18 protein-coding genes and 1 pseudogene are annotated in these 20824 nt (G+C 72.7%); 10 read left to right on the top strand and 9 right to left on the bottom strand.

The genetic code is table 11. From position 1 onward, the window contains the following. Positions 1-41: 41 nt before the first annotated feature. Together AB0F15_RS22090 and AB0F15_RS22085 are read left to right on the top strand one after the other, a co-directional pair. Positions 42-3158 carry an SNF2-related protein gene (locus AB0F15_RS22090; RefSeq protein WP_360273188.1) on the top strand — a complete coding sequence of 1039 codons (3117 nt, stop codon included), beginning with the start codon at positions 42-44 and terminating at the stop codon, positions 3156-3158. Then, positions 3158-4321 (top strand): SWIM zinc finger family protein, encoded by a 1164-nt coding sequence (locus AB0F15_RS22085; RefSeq protein WP_360273185.1) that lies wholly within the window; start codon positions 3158-3160, stop codon positions 4319-4321. Before AB0F15_RS22090 ends, AB0F15_RS22085 begins: the two co-directional genes overlap by 1 nt. 33 nt (positions 4322-4354) lie before the next feature. On the opposite strand, the gene AB0F15_RS22080 is transcribed toward AB0F15_RS22085, so the two are convergent. Next, positions 4355-5590: an alpha/beta hydrolase gene (locus tag AB0F15_RS22080; protein ID WP_360273182.1), complete on the bottom strand. Its 1236-nt coding sequence runs from the start codon at positions 5588-5590 to the stop codon at positions 4355-4357. Positions 5591-5654: 64 nt separating this feature from the next. Here AB0F15_RS22080 and AB0F15_RS22075 point away from each other — a divergent pair, with 64 nt between their 5' ends. After that, positions 5655-7040 carry a wax ester/triacylglycerol synthase family O-acyltransferase gene (locus AB0F15_RS22075; protein ID WP_360273179.1) on the top strand — a complete coding sequence of 462 codons (1386 nt, stop codon included), beginning with the start codon at positions 5655-5657 and terminating at the stop codon, positions 7038-7040. On the opposite strand, the gene AB0F15_RS22070 is transcribed toward AB0F15_RS22075, so the two are convergent. Next, a complete protein-coding gene (locus AB0F15_RS22070; protein ID WP_360273176.1) occupies positions 7024-7521 on the bottom strand; it encodes a nitroreductase family deazaflavin-dependent oxidoreductase in 498 nt (165 codons plus the stop codon). The two genes, AB0F15_RS22075 and AB0F15_RS22070, sit on opposite strands and share 17 nt — an antisense overlap. Before the next feature lie 148 nt (positions 7522-7669). Beyond that, positions 7670-8095 (bottom strand): annotated as a pseudogene (locus tag AB0F15_RS22065) (alpha/beta fold hydrolase); the annotation flags it as partial. A gap of 179 nt (positions 8096-8274) precedes the next feature. On the opposite strand from AB0F15_RS22065, the gene AB0F15_RS22060 reads away from it, so the two are divergent. From AB0F15_RS22060 to AB0F15_RS22035, 6 genes are all read left to right on the top strand, one after another. Further along, positions 8275-9324 (top strand): acyl-CoA dehydrogenase family protein, encoded by a 1050-nt coding sequence (locus AB0F15_RS22060; protein ID WP_360273174.1) that lies wholly within the window; start codon positions 8275-8277, stop codon positions 9322-9324. A gap of 4 nt (positions 9325-9328) precedes the next feature. Next, entirely contained in the window at positions 9329-10483 is a 1155-nt protein-coding gene (locus tag AB0F15_RS22055; RefSeq protein ID WP_360273171.1) for an acyl-CoA dehydrogenase family protein, read from the top strand. Continuing rightward, a complete protein-coding gene (locus tag AB0F15_RS22050; protein ID WP_360273168.1) occupies positions 10480-11388 on the top strand; it encodes an OB-fold domain-containing protein in 909 nt (302 codons plus the stop codon). Before AB0F15_RS22055 ends, AB0F15_RS22050 begins: the two co-directional genes overlap by 4 nt. Further along, a complete protein-coding gene (locus tag AB0F15_RS22045) occupies positions 11385-11771 on the top strand; it encodes a MaoC family dehydratase (protein WP_360273165.1) in 387 nt (128 codons plus the stop codon). The genes AB0F15_RS22050 and AB0F15_RS22045 overlap by 4 nt, the downstream gene beginning before the upstream one ends. Next, entirely contained in the window at positions 11768-12940 is a 1173-nt protein-coding gene (locus AB0F15_RS22040; RefSeq protein WP_360273162.1) for a lipid-transfer protein, read from the top strand. Before AB0F15_RS22045 ends, AB0F15_RS22040 begins: the two co-directional genes overlap by 4 nt. Before the next feature lie 102 nt (positions 12941-13042). Then, on the top strand, positions 13043-13594 hold the full coding sequence (locus AB0F15_RS22035) for a DUF5134 domain-containing protein (RefSeq protein WP_360273159.1): 552 nt from the start codon (positions 13043-13045) through the stop codon (positions 13592-13594). 34 nt (positions 13595-13628) lie between these two features. On the opposite strand, the gene AB0F15_RS22030 is transcribed toward AB0F15_RS22035, so the two are convergent. From AB0F15_RS22030 to kstD, 6 genes are read right to left on the bottom strand one after another with little or no spacing between them, the layout of a single operon-like run. Further along, on the bottom strand, positions 13629-14081 hold the full coding sequence (locus AB0F15_RS22030; protein ID WP_360273156.1) for a riboflavin kinase: 453 nt from the start codon (positions 14079-14081) through the stop codon (positions 13629-13631). 58 nt (positions 14082-14139) lie between these two features. Beyond that, positions 14140-14988 (bottom strand): MaoC/PaaZ C-terminal domain-containing protein, encoded by an 849-nt coding sequence (locus tag AB0F15_RS22025; protein ID WP_360273153.1) that lies wholly within the window; start codon positions 14986-14988, stop codon positions 14140-14142. Between the two features lie 8 nt (positions 14989-14996). After that, positions 14997-16031 (bottom strand): ferredoxin--NADP reductase, encoded by a 1035-nt coding sequence (locus AB0F15_RS22020; RefSeq protein ID WP_360273150.1) that lies wholly within the window; start codon positions 16029-16031, stop codon positions 14997-14999. Beyond that, positions 16024-16281: a hypothetical protein gene (locus tag AB0F15_RS22015; protein ID WP_360273148.1), complete on the bottom strand. Its 258-nt coding sequence runs from the start codon at positions 16279-16281 to the stop codon at positions 16024-16026. Before AB0F15_RS22015 ends, AB0F15_RS22020 begins: the two co-directional genes overlap by 8 nt. Next, entirely contained in the window at positions 16278-17414 is a 1137-nt protein-coding gene (locus AB0F15_RS22010) for a Rieske 2Fe-2S domain-containing protein (RefSeq protein ID WP_360273145.1), read from the bottom strand. Before AB0F15_RS22010 ends, AB0F15_RS22015 begins: the two co-directional genes overlap by 4 nt. Next, positions 17411-19078 carry a 3-oxosteroid 1-dehydrogenase gene (gene kstD, locus AB0F15_RS22005; RefSeq protein ID WP_360273143.1) on the bottom strand — a complete coding sequence of 556 codons (1668 nt, stop codon included), beginning with the start codon at positions 19076-19078 and terminating at the stop codon, positions 17411-17413. The genes AB0F15_RS22010 and kstD overlap by 4 nt, the downstream gene beginning before the upstream one ends. Positions 19079-19201: 123 nt before the next feature. Here kstD and AB0F15_RS22000 point away from each other — a divergent pair, with 123 nt between their 5' ends. Further along, the gene (locus AB0F15_RS22000) at positions 19202-20803 is read left to right on the top strand and encodes an FAD-binding protein (protein WP_360273140.1); all 1602 of its coding nucleotides are present in this window, start codon (positions 19202-19204) and stop codon (positions 20801-20803) included. Positions 20804-20824 lie beyond the last annotated feature (21 nt).

Genomic DNA, 20824 nt, shown 5'->3' with positions numbered 1-20824 from the left:
CGAGGGCGAAACTGTCGGGGGCGTGTTCTAGCGTTGCGGTCGTGGAGTTCAGCGCAGACACCCAGGCCACCTACCTCCCCGCGGATCCCCCGCGGGACGGGGTGCTGGCCCTGTGGGGCGAGGACGTGGCCGGCGGGACCACGATCGAGCTCGTGCTGCCCAGGGGCGCCAAGTTCGCGCGGACGAAGGTCGAGGCCGAGCTGATCCCGCTCGAGCGGGCGCTGCCCCGGCTGCTCGCGGTGGGGGAGGAGGCCAGCCCGGCCGTCGCGGCGTGGTCGGCCGCCGTCAACGCCGGGGTCAACCTCGTCGCGCGGGGGCGGCTACGGCCCGCCGTCTCCCCGGCCGGAGCGGCGGCCTGGCGGATCGGCCCGCTCGACGCCGCCGACGAGGAACTGCTGCGGGGGCTGGCCGGTGCCCTGCCACCGGAGGCGTACGCGCTGCCGTTGACCGGGCTGAAACGGATCCGCCTCCATTCGCCGGACTCCCTGGTCCGCGCGCTCTGGGACGCGACCGCCGACCTGCTGGCGCGGAGCCCGGCGGCCCCCGTCGGCGCCGGTGATCCCGCGTTCGCGGCGCGCGAACCGGCGCTGCTCGGTCCGGACGGCGCCGCGTGGCTCGAGGAGCTGGCGGCCCGGGAACCGCGCGGGGTGCAGGTGCTCCTGCGCGTCGAGGGCCGGGGCGAAGAGTCGTTCGCCGGCGTGCTGGCGGTGCGCAGCATGGCGGAGCCGAGCCTGCTGGTCGAGGCGGCGACGCTGTGGGATGCCCCGGACGCGGTGCTGAACCGGCTCGGCGACCAGGTCGAGACGCAGCTGCTGCTCGGCCTGCGCCGCGGCGCGCGGGCCTGGGCGCCGCTGGGCCGGGTGCTGGCCCAGCCCGCGCCCGCGGAACTGCCGCTGTCCGACGACGAGGTCGTCGACCTGCTCACCGACGGCGCGCGCGAGCTGGGCGGCGCCGGGATCGAGGTGCTCTGGTCGAAGGGGCTGTTCGCCGGCGAAGTGAAGGCGAAGGCGAGCGCGACGCAGGCGCCGGCGAGCGTCACCGGACCGGAGTTCGCGCTGCGGAGCCTGCTGGAGTTCCGCTGGCAGCTCAGCCTGGGCGGCGAGCAGCTCACCGAGGCCGAGGTGACGGCCCTCGCCGAGGCCAAGCGGCCGCTGGTCCGCCTGCGCGGCCAATGGGTGCGCGTCGACCCGCAGCTGCTCGCCAGGGTCCGCGGCCGCACCCGCAAGCTCGACGCGGGCGAGGCGCTGGCGGCGGCGCTGACGGGCGAGCTCGAACTGGACGGTGAACGCGTCGAGTTCGCGGCACCGCCGGTGCTGGGCGGCCTGGCCGAGCGGATCCGGGACCGGGCGGGGGCCACGGTGGCCCCGCCGCCGGGGCTGCGGGCGACCCTGCGGCCGTACCAGCAGGCGGGCCTCGCCTGGCTGGCCACGATGACCGGGCTGGGGCTGGGCGCCTGCCTGGCCGACGACATGGGCCTCGGCAAGACCATCCAGCTGATCGCCCTCCACCTGCACCGGCGCGAACTGGCGGCCCACGGTCCGGCGGCCGGCCATCCCCGGGACGGCTCGCCTTCGGGCGGATCTCCGGCCGAGGCTGCACCGGATCCGCGGGGTGCAGGGTTCCCGGCGCCGGCCGGGTTGCCGGTGGAAGCGGCCACCGCCGGTTCGGTGTCGGCCTCAGTGGGTTCGGCGGTGGCCGGCTCGGTGCAGGCCTCTCCGGGCGAGACAGCCGAAGACTCCGCGCAGGCCTTCCCGGGCGAGGCGGTGGCCGACCCGGCGCTGGTTTCCGCGGGTCCGGCGGCGGCCGGTTCGAAGCCGGCCTCCCGGGGCCAGGCGGCGCCCGGCTCTGTGCCGGCTTCGCTCGGCGAGGCAACCGGCGACCCGGCCTTCCCAGGCCAGCCGGGCACCGGCGGCCCCACCCTCGTCCTCTGCCCCACCTCCCTCCTCGGCAACTGGGAGCGCGAGTTCGCCCGCTTCGCTCCGGACATCCCCGTCCGCCGGTTCCACGGCGGCCGTCGCCACCTCGACGACCTGGCGCCCGACGAGGTCGTCCTGGCCACCTACGGCGTGCTCCGCCGCGACCGCGAAACGCTGTCCGAAGTGGACTGGGGGCTGATCGCGGCGGACGAGGCGCAGCACGTCAAGAACCCGTTGTCGGCGACGGCCAAGGAGCTGCGCAAGATCCCCGCCCGGGCCAAGGTCGCCCTCACCGGCACCCCGGTCGAGAACCGGCTGACCGAGCTTTGGTCCATTGTGGACTGGACGACCCCCGGCCTCCTCGGTCCGCTCGACCGATTCCGCCGCACGGTGGCGCGGCCGATCGAGCGCGACCGCGACAAGGCGGTCACCGAGCGGCTGGCCGCCACCGTCCGGCCGTTCCTGCTGCGGCGGCGCAAGAGCGATCCGGACATCGCCCCGGAGCTGCCGCGCAAGACCGAAACCGACCGGTTCGTCCCGCTCACCGCCGAGCAGACCACGCTCTACGAAGCTGTCGTGCGGGAAAATCTGGCCGAGATCCGGGAGAAGCAAGGCATCGAGCGGCGCGGGCAGGTGCTGCGGTTGCTCACCGAGCTCAAGCAGATCTGCAACCACCCCGCGCAGTTCCTCAAGGAGCCGCACGGCGCGCTCACCGGCCGATCCGGCAAGCTCGCGGCGTTCGAAGAACTCCTGGACGTGATCCTCGACGAGGGCGAGAGCGTGCTCGTCTTCAGCCAGTACGTCCAGCTCTGCCGATTGCTGGAGCGACGCCTCGAAGACCGCGGCCTGCCCACCGAACTGCTCTCGGGCGAGAGCTCGCCGGCGAAGCGGCAGGACATGGTCGACCGGTTCCAGGCCGGCGAGATCCCGGTGTTCCTGCTCTCGCTCAAGGCGGGCGGGGTCGGGCTCAACCTCACCCGGGCCACCCACGTCATCCACTACGACCGCTGGTGGAACCCGGCGGTGGAGGACCAGGCCACCGACCGCGCGTACCGGATCGGGCAGGACCGGCCGGTCCAGGTGCACCGGCTGATCGCCGAGGGCACCCTCGAGGAGCGGATCGCGCAGGTGCTCGAGAAGAAGCGCGGGCTGGCCGAGTCGATCGTCGGGGCGGGGGAGGACTGGATCACCGAACTGTCCGACGACGCCCTCGCCGACCTCGTCCGGCTCGGGAGCGGGTGATGCCCCCGAGGCGGAACTTCGGCCGGACGTGGTGGGGCCGGGCCTGGGTCGAGGCGCTGGAGCAGCGCGCGAAGCTGGACCCGAACCGGTTGCCGCGCGGGCGGACGTACGCGCGGAAGGGCACGGTCAGCGAGCTGGACGTCGGTGCGGGGGCCGTGCGCGCCCTGGTGCGGGGCAGCCGGCCGCAGCCGTACCGGGTGACGATCACCATGCGGGCCTTCACCGACGGTGAGTGGGACACGTTGCTGGGCGTGGTCGGCACGCAGCTCGGCCACGCGGCGGCGCTGCTCGACGGCGAGCTGCCCGGCGCGCTCACCGAACAGGCTCGCGAGGCGGGCGTCGACCTGCTGCCGGGGCCGGGCGACCTGCGGCCGCGGTGCTCGTGCCCGGACTCGGCGAACCCGTGCAAACACGTCGCCGCGGTGTACTACCTGGTCGCCGACGAGGTCGACCGCGACCCGTTCACGCTGTTCCTGCTGCGCGGGCGTCCGCGGGCGGACGTGCTGGCCGAGCTCCGGGCCCGCCGGTCGCCGGCGCGCGGGGAGAAACCGAAGCTGCTGCCGAAGCCCGCGGACGAAGGACTGACGCCGCGCGCCGCCTACGCGCGCCGGCCGGGTGCGATCCCGGCTTTGCCGGCCCCACCGCGGGTTCCCGGTCCTCCGGCGGTCCTGGACCTCGACCCGCCCCCGTCCACGGGCTGGACGGCGGCAGCGCTGTCCGCCCTAGCGGCGGACGCAGCCTCCCTGGCCCGGGACCTGCTGGTCGGCGGGGTGACGGCGGCGGAGCTGACGTTCGAGGAAGACCTCGCCCGCCGCGCGGCCGGACGCTCCGGCACGGAGGCCGCCGCCCTGGCCACGGCGGCGGGAGTGGCCCCGCGAGACCTGGCCCGCTGGGCGCAGGCGTGGCGCGAAGCAGGCCGCGGCGGCTTGGCCGCACTGCGGGAGAGCTGGCAGCCGGGACCGGGCCCCCTGGCGGCGGCCGCAGCGGTCCTGGCGGACGCGGGCCTGCCGGGGACGCCCCAGACCTGGCGCAACCGCCTGACCCAGGGCGACCTCCAACTGCGCTACGGCCGCGACAGCCGCTGGTACCGCTTCGTCCGCGCCGGAGCGGAGTGGCGCCTCGACGGCCCACCCTCGGCGAGTCCGCTGGAGCTGGTTTATTGACGATCGGATCCACGGGTCTGGGGGCGCATCGGCCTACCGGTTCTCGGCTTTCCAGGCGTTGTACGTGTGGTCGAGGAACCGCGCCACCCCGCGCACCACGTGCGCGCTCCGCACCGACGTGAACACGTCGAACGCGTGCTGCGCTCCCGCCAGTTCCGCGTACGCCACCGGCTGCCGGGACTTCTCCCGCAGCCGCGAGACGAACTCGCGCGCTTCACGCACCGGGACCAGCGAGTCGTCGCGGCCGTGGATGACGAAGAACGGTGGCGCGTCCGAAGTGATCCGGTCCAGGGGTGAAGCCGCGACGTAGTCGTCCAAGTGCTGCACCGGGTCCCGGTCGGGGGCGAAGACCCGGCGGGCGATCAGGCTCTCCAGCCGGTACTTGCTCGCCGGCGCGCCGGACGTCGCCGCGAAGTCGTACACCCCGTAGTGGGGGGCGCAGGCCTGGATGCTCGTGTCCGCGTCTTCGAACGACGGCTGCAACGCCGGGTCGTTCTGCGACAACGCCAGCAGCGCCGACAGGTGGCCGCCCGCCGAACCGCCCGTCACCGCCACGAACCGCGGGTCGCCGCCGTACGAAGCGATCGAAGAGCGGATCCACGCCAGCGCCTGCTTCGCCGCGATGATGTGCGCCGGCCAGCGGTGCGTCGGCGACAGCGGGTAGTTGATCGCGACGCACACCCAGCCGCGGCGAGCCAGGTAGCGCATCAGCGGCCGGCCCTGCTCCTCCTTGTTGCCGATCACCCACGCGCCCCCGTGGACCTGCAGCAACACCGGTGCGCCGGAGACCGGCGAAGAAGGGCGGTAGACGTCCAGCAGGAACCGCTTGCCGCCGGGGGCGTACGCGATGTTGCGGTCGACCCGCACGTCCGGTGCGCCCATCCGGAACGGCAGCGCCAGCTCGCCCCACGGCAGGCCCAGATCGGACCGGCCCAGCTCTTCCGCGTAGTTCTCGCCCAAAGCCGACGTCAGGGCCTTCTCGATCTCCTCGCGGGCGCCGTGGCCCGTCCGGATCAGGGCGGCCAGCCCGGCGGCGGACGCGGCCGCCATCGCCAGCCCCGCCTTCGTCGACCGGTCGCCGGCGCCGTGGCGGGCCACGTGCCAAGCCGTGTCCGCCGCCGTCAGCGCCAGGAACTGCGGCGCCAGCTCGCCGGTCAGCCAGCCGGCGAAGAACACCGGGATCGTCGTGGACCGCGCCCGCAGCGGGCGGAGCGCGTTGGCGGTGAGCCCGAGCTGGACCGCGCGACGGATCAGGAAATTCGGCTGCACCAGCGTGATGGTACCGGTGAGTAGGGTGACGCGCCGCTCTCCGGAAGTGGCTTACCCTGGCGCCATGCAGAGATTGAGCGGCCTCGACGCGAGCTTCCTCTACCTCGAGACGTCGTCCCAGGTCCTGCACGTCTGCGGGTTGCTCGTCCTCGACGGCTCGACCGTCCCCGGCGGTTGCACCTTCGCGAAGCTGAAGGAAAAGCTCGACGAGCGCGTCCGGATGATCCCGGCGTTCCGCCGCAAACTGCACAACCCGCTCTGGAACCTCGGCCATCCCGTGTGGATCGAGGACGAGGACTTCGACCTCGACCACCACGTGCACCGCATCGGCGTGCCGGCCCCCGGTGACCGCGCCGAGCTGGCCGAGCTGTGCGCGCACATCGCCGGGCAGCAGCTCGACCGCGCGCACCCGCTGTGGCAGCTGTACGTCATCGAAGGCCTGGCCGACGGGCAGCTCGCCGTACTGCTCAAGATGCACCACGCGAGCGTCGACGGCGTGAGCGGCGCCAGCCTGATCACCTACCTGGCCGGGCTCGAGCCGGACGGGCCGATGCCGGAGATCGAGGAGCACCGCAACGCCGGGACGCCGTCGCCGCTGGACTTGCTCCGCTCCGGGGTCGACAACGTCGTGCGGCGCCCCGCCGAGGTCGCTCGGCTGCTGCCGGACCTGCTCGGGCTGGTGCCGCGGTGGCTCGGCCGGGCGTTGCGCGGCCAGGGGATGCCGGTCCCGTTCACCGCACCGAGGACGTCGCTGAACGGCACGATCACCGGGCACCGCAGCGTCGCCTTCACCCAGCTGGACCTCGCCGAAATCAAGGACGCGAAGAACGCCTTCGGGGTCACGGTGAACGACGTCGTGCTCGCGCTCGTCGCCGGTGCGCTGCGGGAGTTCCTCGCCGCGCGCGGCGAGCTGCCGGAGGAGCCGCTGGTGGCGACCGTCCCGGTCTCGGTGCACGACCGGACCGAACGCGAGCACGGCAGCAACAAGGTCTCGGCGTTCTTCGCCTCCCTGCCGACGCACCTGGCCGACCCGGCCGCGCGGGTGTTCTTCCTCGCCGAGGCGAACCGGCGGTCGAAGGACCACCACCACGCCATCGACGCCGACATGCTGCAGGACTGGGCGCAGTTCTCGGCCGCGACGGCGTTCGGGCTCGCCGTGCGCGCGTACTCGGCGCTGCGCCTGGCCGAGAAGCACCCGGTGGTGCACAACCTGGTCGTCTCCAACGTGGCCGGCCCGCCGATGCCGCTGTACCTGCTCGGCGCGCGGATCACCGGCTTCTACCCGCTCGGCCCGGTCTTCCACGGCGCCGGGCTGAACGTCACCGTGCTGTCCAACGCGGGCAAGGTGCACGTGGGACTGCTCGGCGCGCGGGAACTGGTCAAGGACCTGTGGCCGCTCGCCGACGCGCTCCCGGACGCGCTCGCCGACCTGCTCAAGGCCGCGGGCTGAGCACCACCACGGGAATCTCCCGCTCGGTCCACGCCTGGTACTTCGCGAAGTCCGCGTACAGCTCGACCAGCCGCGGCCAGAGCTCGGCGCGTTCCTCCGGTCCGGCCACTCGCGCCGTCACCGCGACATCGCGGCGGCCCTTGAGGTGGATGCGGGTTTCCGGGTGCGCCAGCAGGTTGCGGTACCACTGCGGGTGCCGGGGCAGGCCGCCCTGGGAACCGACGATGACGACGTCCTCGCCGGAGCGCAGGTACAGCAGCGGCGTGGTGAACAGCCGCCCGGACTTGCGGCCGCGGTGTTCCAGCAGCAGCGTCGGCACCGGCTTGCGGAACCCGGCCCCGACCCGCCAGGTGCTGCCGACGCGGCCGCCGGTCAGCCGGAAGACCGCCACCTGCGCCTTCGCCGCGTACTTCATGACCTTCGCCGTCACCGGCGAGTCCAGGCCGCCCGGTTTCTGCTCCGGCAGGCTGAAGCGTCCCATCATGAGTTCCTTCCGCTGAGGGAGTGGACGGCGGCGAGCAGGGCGGGCACCCAGCGGTCGGCGGCGAGGACGCGCGCGGCGTGCCCGGCCGGAACTCCCGCAGCCCCCACCGGTGGTCCGCGAGACGTGCGCGAGTAACCGCGGCGGGTACGGCGGGCGGCCGCGCGTGTTCGCGCAGCCGCCGCAGCGTCCGGCCGAATACGTCGAGGGCGACGCGCTGGCGCAGCCCCCGGCCGAAGTGGGCCGCGGTCGAGCACAGCACCAGTCCGGTAACACGTTCTGGTTCGGCGCGGGCGACGAGCTGCCCGACCAGCCCGCCCATCGAATGTCCGGCGACGGCGAAGCGGCCGATGCCGAGCGTGTCGGCGAGGGCGGTGACGTCGGCGGCGCAGTCGGCGAGCCGGAACTCGGGGGAGCGGATGCCCCGGCCGTGCCACCGCTGGTCGAACACGACGACCCGGTGCTGCCGCGCCAGCCGCGTCAGCGCCGGATACCAGGTCAGCAGGCCGGTGCAGGCGACGGAATGCAGCAGGAGGAGTGCGGGCGCGTCCCGCGGGCCGACGTCGGTGACCACGGTGCGGCCGCGGCCGGGCAGGTCGAGGGGGACGGGCTCGGGCACGCCGGCGGTCGGCGGCACGGTGCGCAGACCCGCCACATCGCCGCCTTTCCGCCCGCCCTCGGGGGTTGCCGTGCCGGTGCTTTCCGGTTAAGACTAGAACATGTTTCAGTATTGCGTCGATCCGGAGGGTGCGCGTGGACTTCACCCTTGACGAAACGCAGACCGAGATCGCCGCCCTCGCCGCGAAGGTGCTCGGGTCGGAAGGCGACCCGTGGCGCGCCCTGGCCTCGTCGGGCCTGCTCGCACTGGCGCTGCCGCCGGACCTGGAGGGCGACGGTCTGGGGGTCGCCGAGGTCGCGCAGGTCCTGACCGAGGTCGGCCGGGCCGCCGCGCCGGTTCCCGCCTGGGCCGCGCTGGCATTGGGCGTCCTGCCGGTCGAGACGCTCGGGACGCCCCGGCAGCGCGCCGGGCTCCTGCCGCCGGTCGCAGCCGGGGAAGCGGTGCTCACCGCGGCCCTCCACGAACCATCCGCGCCGCCGGCCGCCGCACCCGCGACGACCGCCCGCGCCGCCGGCGGTCACTGGGTCCTCACCGGGGTGAAGTCCGCGGTGCCGTACGCCGCCGAAGCCACCCGGATCCTCACGCCGGTGTCCACTCCGCACGGCACGGCCGTCTACCTCGTGAACCCGCACGCCGAAGGCGTCACGCTGGTCCCGACGCGCAATTCCGCGGGTACCCCGGAATGCACCGTGCGCCTGGACGACGTCGCCGTCGAGGAGACGGACCTCCTGGCCGACCGGGACGCCGTCGCGGTCCTGCACCGGTTCGCGCTGGCCGGCGCGCTGGCGCTGGGTGACGGGCTGCTGGCCGGCGCGCTCGCGCTGACCGTGCGGCACGTCGGCGAGCGCACCCAGTTCGGCCGCCCCCTCGCGACGTTCCAGGCGGTGGCCGGGCAGATCGCCGACGTCTACGTGGCCGCGCGGACCGTCCACCTCGCCGTGACGTCCGCGGTGTGGCGGCTGGCTTCGGGGCTCGACGCGGACGCCGAACTGGACATCGCCGCCTACTGGTTCGCCTCCCGGGCCCCGGAAGCGCTGGCGACCTGCCACCACCTGCACGGCGGCGTCGGCGTCGACGAAACCTACCCGCTGCACCGGTATTCGTCGGCGGTCAAGGATCTCGGCCGGACGCTCGGCGGGGCCGCGCACCGGCTCGGCAGGCTCGGCGAACGAGTGGCGGGGTGAGCGGATGCACGTCGAACTGACCGCGGCGCAGCGGGAACTGCGCGCCGAGCTGCGCGAGTACTTCGCCGGGCTGATCAGCACCGAGGAACGCCGGGCGATGCGGCGCGAGCGGCACGGGCCGGTGTTCCGCGAGATCGTCCGCCGGATGGGCCGCGACGGCAGGCTCGGCGTCGGCTGGCCGGTCGAATACGGCGGCCAGGGGTTCGGCGGGATCGAGCAGCACCTCTTCGTCGACGAGGCCGCGCGCGCCGACGTCCAGCTGCCGTCGGTGACCCTGCAGACGGTCGGGCCGACGCTGCAGGAGTTCGGCACGGACGAACAGAAGTCCTTCTTCCTGCCCCGCATCCTGGCGGGCGAGATCCACTTCGCGATCGGGTACACCGAACCGGAAGCGGGAACCGACCTGGCCTCGCTGCGGACGACGGCGGTGCGCGACGGCGACGAGTACGTCGTCAACGGCCAGAAGACCTTCACCACCGGCGGGCACGACGCCGACTACATCTGGCTCGCCGTGCGGACCGCGCCGGACGCGCCGAAGCACAAGGGCATCTCGATCCTCATCGTGGACACGAGCGATCCCGGCTACTCCTGGACGCCGATCATCACGTGCGACGGCGCCCACCACGTCAACGCGACGTACTACTCGGACGTCCGCGTACCGGTGAACCGCCTGGTGGGTCAGGAAAACGCGGGCTGGCGGCTGATCACCACGCAGCTCAACCACGAGCGCGTCATGCTCGGGCCGGCCGGGCGGATCGGCGGGCTGTACGACCGCGTGCGCGCCTGGGCTTCCGCCCACGGCCTGCTGGATCTCGCCGACGTGCGGGCCGTGCTCGCCGACGCGCTGGCCGTGACGCGGGTGAACGAACTGCTGAACTGGCAGGTCGCGGTGTCCTCGGCGAGCGCGCCGGTGGGGGTCGCCGACGCGTCGGCGACCAAGGTGTTCAGCTCCGAGGCCATCCAGCGGATCGGCCGGAGCCTCGAGGAAGTCGTCGCCCGCCACGGCGACCTGGCCGACCCCGACACCGCCGAGCTGGCCGAATGGCTGGACGTCACGGCGAAACGCAACATCGTGCTGACGTTCGGCGGCGGCGTCAGCGAAATCCAACGGGAGCTGATCGCGTCGATCGGCCTGGGCCTGCCGAGGGTGCCGCGATGACCATCGAAGAAGTGGCGAAGGAGATCGCCGCGCGCGGGGAATGCGCGCCGCGCCTGGCGCGGGACCCGGTCAACCAGGCCATGGTGAACAACTGGGTCGAGGCCATCGGGGACCGCAACCCGGTCTACACCGACCCGGAGTTCGCCGCCCGCAGTGTCCACCAGGGACTCGTCGCGCCGCCCGCGATGGCCCAGGTGTGGACGATGGGCGGCCTGAACGTCCCCCGCGGCAGCGACGACCCGCTCGGCCTGATGATGGAACTGCTCGACGACGCCGGGTTCACCTCCGTCGTCGCGACGAACTCCGAGCAGACCTACCACCGCTACCTGCGGCCCGGCGAACAGGTCGAGGCGCGGACCCGCCTGGAGAGCGTCGTCGGCCCGAAGCGGACCGCCTTGGGCGAGGGCTGGTTCGTCACCACGCGGATGACCTGGTACGTCGGGTCCGAAGCGGTGGCGGAGATGATGTTCCGGGTGCTGAAGTTCCGGCCACCCGCCCCGCAACCGCCACCGGCGCCGGTGCTCAGGCCGGTGATCAGCCGGGACACGGAGTTCTTCTGGGAAGGCCTGAAGGAAGGCGAGCTCCGGATCCAGCGCTGGGGCGAGACGCTCCGGCACCCGCCGGGGCCGATGCCGCCCGACGGCTCGCTGGACACCAAGCCCGACTACGTCGTCGCCAGTGGCCGGGGGACCGTGTACTCCTACGTCGTGCACCACCACCCGCCGGTGCCGGGCAAGGAACTCCCGTTCGTCGTGGCCCTGGTGGAGCTGGAAGAAGGGGTCCGGGTGATGGCCGAGCTCCTGGACGCGTCCCCGGCCGAGGTCCACATCGGACTGCCGGTGGTCGCGGCGTTCGTCCGCGTCGACGACGACCTGACCCTGCCCGCCTGGAAGGTGGCCCGATGACCGTGACCGAGGGGACGGAGCTGCCGCCGCTGACGATCGAGGCGACGCCGACGTTCGTCGTCAGCACGGCGCTGGCCACCCGCGACTTCCAGGACGTGCACCACGACCGCGACGCGGCCGTGGCCCGCGGTTCGAAGGACATCTTCCTCAACATCCTCACCGACACGGGCCTGGTCCAGCGGTTCGTCTCGGAGTGGGCCGGCCCCGAGGCGCTGATCCGGTCGATCAAGATCCGGCTCGGCGTGCCCTGCTACGCCTACGACACGTTGACGTTCACCGGGCGCGTGGTTTCCGCCGACGGCCACGACGTCGTGGTCTCGGTGTCCGGTGTGGACAGTCTCGGCGAGCACGTCGCCGGCACCGTGGAGGTGACCCTGCCATGACCCTCTCGGGGCAGGCGGCGATCGCCGGGATCGGCGCGACGGAGTTCTCGAAGGACTCCGGGCGCAGTGAACTGCGGCTGGCGGCCGAATGCATCTCGCACGCACTCGCCGACGCGGGGCTGTCTCCGTCCGATGTGGACGGACTGGTGTCGTTCACCATGGACGGCAACGCCGAGATCGCGGTGGCGCGGGAGCTGGGGATTCCGGAGCTCAAGTTCTTCAGCCGCGTCCACTACGGCGGCGGTGCGGCGGCGGCGACCGTGCAGCAGGCCGCGATGGCGGTGGCGACCGGCGTCGCGGACGTCGTCGTCGCCTACCGGGCGTTCAACGAACGCTCGGGGATGCGCTTCGGCCAGGTGTCCACGGCCGCCGCGGGGCAGGTCAACTCGTCCGGGGTGGACAACGCGTTCCACTACCCGATGGGCATCGCGACCCCGGCGGCGACGGTGGCCATGGTGGCCCGGCGTTACCTCCACGACTACGGCGCGACGAGCGAAGACTTCGGGCGCGTCGCGGTGATCGACCGCAAGCATGCGGCGACCAACCCGAACGCGTGGTTCCACGGACGGCCGATCACCCTGGCGGAGCACCAGGCGTCGCGCTGGGTAGCGGAGCCGCTGCACCTGCTCGACTGCTGCCAGGAGAGCGACGGCGGGGTCGCGCTGGTCGTCACGAGCCTGGCACGGGCGCGCGACCTGGCGCGTCCGCCGGCGGTGATCGCGGCGGCGGCGCAGGGGAGCGGGCCGGACCAGTACGTGATGACCAGCTACTACCGCGACGACCTGGCCGCGCTGCCGGAGATGGGGGTCGTCGGCAGGCAGCTGTGGGCGCAGTCCGGTCTCGGCCCGCCCGATGTGGACGTCGCGGTGCTCTACGACCACTTCACGCCGTACGTGTTGCTGCAGCTGGAAGAACTGGGGTTCTGCGGCCGCGGCGAGGCGAAGGACTTCATCGCCGACGGGGCGCTGGAGCTCGACGGCGTGCTACCGCTCAACCCGCACGGCGGCCAGCTCGGCGAGGCCTACATCCACGGCATGAACGGCATCGCGGAGGGCGTCCGCCAGCTGCGCGGCACGGCGGCCAACCAGGTCGCGGGCGCGTCCCGGGTGCTGGTCACGGCGGGCACCGGCGTGCCGACGAGCGGACTCGTGCTGGCGGGTGACCACTGATCCGGCCACGGTAACCCGTCACCTCATTGACGGCTGGTGCGCAGCCGTCGTGGATGTCACGGTGGAGACACCATCCACGACGGAGAGTGAGGTCGCTGCGCGATGCTGGTGGACTGGGCGCTCACGGCGGTGTTCGCCGCGCTGGCGCTGCCGTGCGTGCTGCGGCTCGCCCGCCTCGACTACGCGCGGCTCGGGCCCGGCGTCCGCCACGGCGACCTCGCGGAACTGCTGCTGGTGGTCGCGATGGTGGCGATGCTCTCGCCGGTCGGCGGCCCGATCCCGGCGGCGGGCTGGCAGGCGGTGCTGGCACTGACGGCGGGCTGGTTCGCGGTGGCGTGGTGGCGGCGCGGCCCGGGCTGCGCGCACCACGCCCTTTCGGCGGCGGCCATGTTCTACATGGTCACGGCGATGCCCCACACCGGCATGGACCACGGGCCGTGGCTGACGATGGCCACGATGGAGTCCCGGCTGGCGTTGCCGCTGGTCGCGGTGGCGGCGGCGGGGTACTTCGTGCTGGACGCCGCCTGGTCCGGAGTGCTCGCGGTCCGGGGATCGCCGGTCGCGGGACCGGCCCCCGGGCGGACCTCGCGCGCGTTGTGCCGGACGGTGATGGGGGCCGGGATGGGCTACCTCCTGCTGGCCTCGGCCCTCTGACGCCGTCGTTCACGACCAGCCGCGGCGGAAGCGCTCAAACCTCCAGGCGGCGCACTTCGCCCGGGGCGGGGAGCTCGGCCGCCGGGAGTGCGGCGGCCGGGTGGTCGGTCGTCCATTGGGCCGCCGCCGCGATGTCCTTCTTCAGCGCCGTGATCAGGTCCTCCGCCGAGGCGTACTTCTCCTGGTCCCGCAGGTGGGAGCCGAGCCAGACGACCAGCGTCTCGCCGTACAGGTCACCCGAAAAGTCCAGCAGGTGGGCCTCCAGCAGGCGGTAGCCGTCGGCGCCGTAGTACGTCGGGCGGCGGCCGACCGAGATCGCCGCCGGGATGCGCGATCCGTCCGCGCGGCCGGCCCAGCCGGCCCACACTCCGTCGCCCAGTGAGCCCGCCTGGTCCCGCAGTGCGATGTTCGCCGTGGGAAAGCCCAGCTCACGACCTCGCTGGTCGCCCGGCTCGACCGTGCCCCGCACCACGAAGTATTCCGGCATCGTCTTCCGTCCTCCCGAGGTCTCTCCCCATCACGGTAGCGGGCGGGCGGCGCGTCGCTCAGGAAGTGGACACCAGCACCGTGTCCGCCAGCACCGGCGCGTCGTCCCGTTCCACCGCCGACGTCGTGACCAGCAGCCGGTCGTCCGAGCGCCAGACCCGGATCCGGAGCGTCTCGCCCGGGAACACCACGCCGGCGAACTTCGTCGCGAACGACGCCACCCGGGACGGGTCGCCGTCGAGGAACTCGTTCACCAGTACCCGCGCCACGATCCCGTACGTGCACAGCCCGTGCAGGATCGGCCGCTCGAACCCGGCCGCGTGCGCGAACGCCGGGTCCGCGTGCAGCGGGTTCCGGTCGCCGCACAGCCGGTACAGCAGCGCCTGCTGCGGCAACGTCGGCGTCTCCAGCACGACGTCCGGCTCCCGGGACGGCCACTCGATCCGGTCCGACGGCCCGCGGGAACCGCCGAAACCCCCTTCCCCGCGGGCGAAGATGCTCGACCGGGCCGTCCACAGCGGATCACCGGCGGACGACGTCACGGCGACCTCCTGGACCACCACCGCCGCCTTCCCCTTGTCGAAGACGTCGGCGATCCGCGACCGCGCCACCGCCTTCCCCGAAGCGGGGATCGGGCCGTGCAGGGTGATCTCCTGCTTGCCGTGCAGCACCTTGGCCAGATCGATCTCCACACCGGGGAACGACACCGCCGGCGGGTCGAACACCCGCAGGTTGGCCGCGACCGTCGCGAACGTCGGCAGCACCACCAGGTCCTGCTCGTAGGTGTAGCGCAGCTCGTCCGGGCCGGCGCCGAGCGCCAGGTGGTACAGCAGGACGTCCGACGACGTCCAGGCGAAGCTCACCTCGCCGATCTCGGCGCCGATGGCGACCGCGGGATCGATGGGCACGGGTGCTCCTATTCGTAGCTGATCGAGACCTCGTCGGTGACCGGCAGCGACTGGCAGGCCAGCACGATGCCGTCCGCCATGTCCTCGGCGTCCAGGACCTCGTTGTGCAGCATCTTCACCTCACCCGAGACGATCCGGCACGCGCACGCGCTGCATTGTCCCTCGCGGCACGAGTACGGCGCGTCCATCCCCTCGTCCAGCAGCCGGTCGAGGAGCTTCCGCTGCCGCGGCCAGGACAGGGTCCGGGTGGAGCCGTCCAGCGACACCGTCAGCGACGCCGGGGCGACGTCCGAAGCCGGTTCCTCCTCGACGAGGGCGACCTCTTCGAACGGGTTGCCCGACAGCGACGCGAACTTCTCGACGTGCACCCGGTTCCGGGGCACCCCGAGCTGCCCGAGCGCCTCCCGCACCGCCACCATGAAGGGCGCCGGGCCGCAGAGGAACGCCTCGAACGACGTGTACACCGACGCCAGCCCGCGCAGCTGGGCGACATCCGGCAGGCCCTGGACGCTTTCCAGCCAGTGCACGACGACCAGGCGGTCTCCGTGGCGTTTTGCCAGGGACGCCAGCTCACCCGCGAAGATCACCGAACGCTCGTCGCGGTTCGCGTAGACCAGCACGACCCGGCCGGATCCCTGCTCCAGCGCCGTCTTGAGGATCGCCATCACCGGGGTGATGCCGCTGCCGCCGGCGAACAGCAGGAAGTCCTCGTCGACCGACGAGGGGCAGAACACCCCCGCCGGCGCCAGCACGTCCAGGGTCATCCCCGGTTTCAGCGACTCGCAGATCCAGCTCGAGCCGTACCCGCCGTCGGTCCGCTTGACCGTCACCTGCAGGCGGTTCTCGTGCGGTGCGCTCGACAGCGAATAGCACCGCGCCACCGAACCCGTGCGTTCGCTGGGGATCCGCAGGGTGAGGAACTGGCCCGCCGCGTACCGGAACGCGGAAGCGTGCTCCGGCGGGACCTCGAACACCACCGACCGCGCGTCCGGCGTCTCGACGACGACGTCGGCGACCGTCAGCGTGTAGACCCGGTCACCCATCGGCCACCGCCAGCGTGCCTTCGCGCACGGCGTCGGAGATGCTGTCGGCCAGCTTCGGGCAGGTGTCGAGCAGCGCTGTCGGGGTGCCGGCCCCCGCGAACACCGGGCAGCTGTCGGCGGGGTGGGACGTCCACTGGATGCTCGTGTGCTGGACGCTGTTCTTCTTCACCAGCACGCAGGTCCCGCAGCTGCGGCACTCGTGCGGCCGCAGCCCGCCCGACAGGAACTCCGTCTGCTCGGCGGTCGTCACACTTCCGCCTCGGTCTTCTGCCGCGCCAGGTTCTCCGCGACCTCCGCCGACCACGCCTCGTTGGCCTTCGTGGTGTCCACTTCGAACTCGAACCGCCGGGTCATGTCCTCGGTGACGTCGGCGGCGTCGACGTAGAACTGCTGGTACCACCGGCGAAGCTGGTAGACCGGACCGTCCTCTTCGCACAGCAGCGGGTTGTCGATCTGCGTCTTGTGCTTCCAGATCTCGACGTCCTGCAGGAAGCCGGCGCCGATCCCGCGGGCCAGCTTCGCCGCGATCTTGTCCGCGTGCTCGTCCGAGATCCCCGGCACCTTCTTGACCTTCATGCCGTACTGCAGCACGAACGACGTCGGCGTCACGGGGTAGTGGCAGTTGATGAGCACGCTCTCGATCTCGTAGCCCTGGAACGAGTTCACCAGCTTGTTGATCATGTACGACGGCCCGAAGTACGACGCCTCCGACCGGAGCAGGTTCTCCTCGCCGCCGTAGTTCGACGCCATGCCCATGTCCGGGCGGCCCTTGGTGTTGAGGTACTGCGTGGCGATGTGGCCTTCGAAGACGTTCTTGAAGTACGTCGGGTAGGCGTAGTGGATGTAGAAGAAGTGCGCCATGTCCACGACGTTGTCGATGATCTCGCGGCAGTTCGAGCCCTCGATGAAGATCGAGTCCCACGTCCAGTTGCTCCACTCGGGGCTGCCGTCGGCCTCGATCCGCGGGATCGCCAGCTCGTCGGCAGGCGGGTTGCCCTCCGGGTCGTGCCACACGAGCAGCTGCCCGTTCTGCTCGGCCGTCGTCCACGACCGCGTCCGCGCGCGCAGCGGAACCCGCTTGGCGTAGGGGATCGAGACGCACTTGCCCTTGCCGTTCCAGCGCCAGTCGTGGAACGGGCAGGCCACCTCGTCGCCCTTGACCGTGCCCTGGGTGAGGTCGCCGCCCATGTGCCGGCAGTAGCCGTCGAGCACGTGGAGCTCGCCGCGGGAGTCGGCGAACACGACGAGCTTCGTGCCGAACGCGGTGATCGCGTGCGGGTTCCCGTCGCGGAAGTCCCGCGCCAGCCCCAGGCAGTGCCAGCCGCGGGCGAACCGGGCCGGTGGCTCGCCGGCGTGGATGGTGCGTACCGAATCCTGCGTCATCGCTGCCCTCCCGTGGTCTCCTGATCCTCGTGCGCCAGCCGCGTCGCCGCAAGGTAGCCGAACACCATGGCGGGGCCGATGGTCGCGCCGGGCCCGGCGTACGTCCGGCCCATCACGGCCGCGCTGGCGTTGCCCGCGGCGAACAGGCCCGGGACGACCGAGCCGTCCTCGCGCAGCACCCGCGCGTGCTCGTCGGTGCGCAGCCCGCCCTTGGTGCCCAGGTCGCCCGGCACGATCTTCACCGCGTAGAACGGCGCCTTGTCGAGCGGGCCGAGGCTGGGGTTGGGTTTGTTGCGCGGGTCGCCGTAGTAGTGGTCGTACTTGCTGACCCCGCGGTGGAAATCTTCGTCGAAGCCCTGCCGTGCGAAGCCGTTGAAGCGTTCGACGGTGGCTTCCAGCGACTGGGCCGGGACGTCGATCTTCGCCGCCAGCCCGGCCAGTGACGACGACTTCGCCGCGATCCCGGCCTTGAACCAGCGGCCGGGCAGCGGCCGGCGCGGCCCGATGCCGGTGAACATGTACCGGTCCTTGTAGCGCTGGTCGAACACCAGCCAGGTCGGGATGTGCTCGCCCGGCCCGTCCCCCGTGCCGTACATCGCGTGCACGGCCTCGACGTAGGGCGCCGATTCGTTGACGAACCGCTCGCCGCGGGCGTCGACCATGATGCAGCGCGGCCGCGACCGCTCGGCCAGCGCGAACCACGGGCCGCCGGTGAGCGGCAGCGTCGGCCCCCACCAGGCGTCGTCCATCAGGTCGAGCGCCGCACCCTGCTTGAGGCCGGCGGTGATGCCGTCGCCGGTGTTGGCCTCCGCGCCGACGGTCCAGTCGACGCCGATCGGCGCGCGCTGGTACTTCTCGCGCATCTCCAGATTCCGTTCGAAGCCGCCGCTGGCGAGGATCACGCCCCGCCCGGCGCCGATGACCGAGCCGTCCTCGAGGACGACACCGGTGACGCGGTCGCCGTCGGTCCGCAGGTCGGCCAGGGGGGTGTTCAGCCGGACGTCGACCCCGGCCCGCGCCAGGCCCACCCGCAGGCCGGCCGCAAGCGCTTGCCCCATGCTCAGCAGCTGCTGCCCGCGCACCCGCCCGGCGAGCCACCGGAAGCCCAGCGACACCAGCCGGACCGCGCCGCGGGGGTGCCGGGCCAGGAGGCTCAGCCAGCGGTAGTCGGCCTGGGTGATCGGCACGCCGAGCGGGGGAGCGCTGTACGGCGGTTCGAGGTGGGCCAGTTCGGGCCCGAGCAGCTTGCCGTCGAGGGCGGCCGGCTCGACCGACCGGCCGCCGGAGCGCCCGCCGGAAGCTTCGGGGTGGTAGTCGCTGTAGCCGCGGACCCAGCGGAACTCCAGCGGGGTGTGGTCGCAGACGAACCGCAGCACCTCGGGGCCGTGCGCGAGGAACGTGTCCCGCCGGACGGCCGGGACGACGTCGCCGACGATCGCGGCCAGGTACGCGCGCGCCCGCTCGGGCGGCTCGTCGATCCCGGCGGCGCGCAGCGCGTGGTTGCCGGGCAGCCAGACGCCGCCGCCGGAGCGCGCGGTCGAGCCGCCGAAGCAGGCTGCCTTCTCCAAGACGACGACACTCAGACCGGCTTTCGCCGCAGCCAGCGCGGCGGTCATCCCAGCGGCACCGCTGCCGACGACGACGACGTCGAACTGCTCCGTCATGCCACCTCACTTGTAGGGCGTTCTGCGGAACACTTGTAACGTGTTCCACAGGACGAGTCTCCAGTTGAGAGCCGCTTTCGGTCACCATAGACGAGAACGTGTTTCAGTTCTAGGGTAGTGACCATGGACGCACTCGTCGCGGACGTGGTCATCGTGGGGTTCGGGGCGGCCGGCGCCTGTGCCGCCCTCGAAGCGGCCGACGCGGGCGCCGACGTGGTCATCGTCGAGCGCTTCGCCGGCGGTGGGGCCAGCGCGGTCAGCGGTGGCGTGGTCTACGCCGGCGGTGGGACGCGCCAGCAGCTCGACGCGGGTGTCGACGACTCGGTCGACGCGATGTACGCCTACCTGCGGCTCGAAACCGGGGACGTCGTCTCGGAGGCGACGCTGCGGCGGTTCTGCGAGGGCAGCCGCGAGATGATCACCTGGCTGGAGACCAACGGCGTGCCGTTCGAAGGCAGCCTGTGCCCGTACAAGACGTCGTACCCGAGCGACCGGCACTACCTCTACTACTCCGGCAGCGAGGCCGCCGGCGGCTTCCGCGATGCGGCGAAGCCGGCGGCGCGCGGCCACCGCGTCAAGGGCCCGGGGACTTCGGGGAAGACGCTGATGGCCCGGCTCGAGGCGGCCGTGCGCGCCCACGGCATCCGGGTGCTGACGCAGACGACGGCGCGGGCCCTGATCCGGGACGGCGAGGGCCGCGTGACCGGGCTCGTCGCCGACACGCTGGGCGACGCCTCCGCGGGGGTCCGGGCCCGGCACCGGCGGCTCGCGCAGTACGCCGCCAAACCCGGCATCTACGTGCCCTCGTTGCGCAGGTCGCTGCACCGCCGGGTCGAGCGCTTCGAGCGGCAGCACGGCCGTGAACTGCGGATTTCCGCCCGGCGCGGGGTGGTCCTCGCCGCGGGCGGGTTCATCGCCAACCGGGAGATGGTGCGCGAGCACGCGCCGGCCTACCGCGGCGGCCTGGCGCTCGGCACGTCCGCGGACGACGGTTCGGGCATCCGGCTCGGCGTCGAAGCCGGCGCGGCGACCGGGGAACTGGGCCGGATCTCCGCGTGGCGGTTCGTCACGCCGCCCAGCGCGTTCCTCGGGGGGATCATCGTGGACGCCGGCGGGCGGCGGGTCATCGACGAGTCCCGCTACGGCGCCGCTGTGGGCGAGAAGCTGATCGAGGAGCACGCGAGCAAGGGCTGGCTGCTCGTCGACGCGCCGATCGTCGCGGAGGCCCGCCGGGACGGCCGGAAGCAAAGCCAGTGGTTCCAATGGCTCCAGCTGCGCTACCTGCTGCGGCGCGGACGGGTCGTCGCGTCGACGGTCGAGGAAGCCGCGCGCAAGGCCGGCGTCGATCCCCAGGGGCTGCGGGCGAGCGTCGAGGCCTACCACGGCGCCGAAGACCCGGTGGGCAAGCCGGACGAGTTCCGGCGGCGCCTGGACTTCCCGCCGTACTCGCTCATCGACATCTCCGTACGGCCGAACCTCGGCTACCCGACCCCGATGCTCACCCTCGGCGGGCTGGTGGTCGACGAGGACTCCGGCGCGGTCCGGAACACGGCGGGGGAGCCGATCGCCGGCCTGTACGCCGCCGGTCGCACCGCGGTGGGAATCTGTTCCAGGTCGTACGTGAGCGGCCTGTCGCTGGCCGACTGCGTGTTTTCCGGCCGCAGAGCGGGGATCAACAGTGCTCTGGCGCAGGGCGTTCTCGACAAAAACGAGAACGTGTTCTAGTCTTGCGGGAGTGAACGCGAG

Origin of the sequence: Amycolatopsis sp. NPDC026612 (assembly GCF_040638285.1) — a bacterium.
Lineage (GTDB): Bacteria > Actinomycetota > Actinomycetes > Mycobacteriales > Pseudonocardiaceae > Amycolatopsis.
This window is presented reverse-complemented; position numbering and strand designations above follow the sequence as displayed.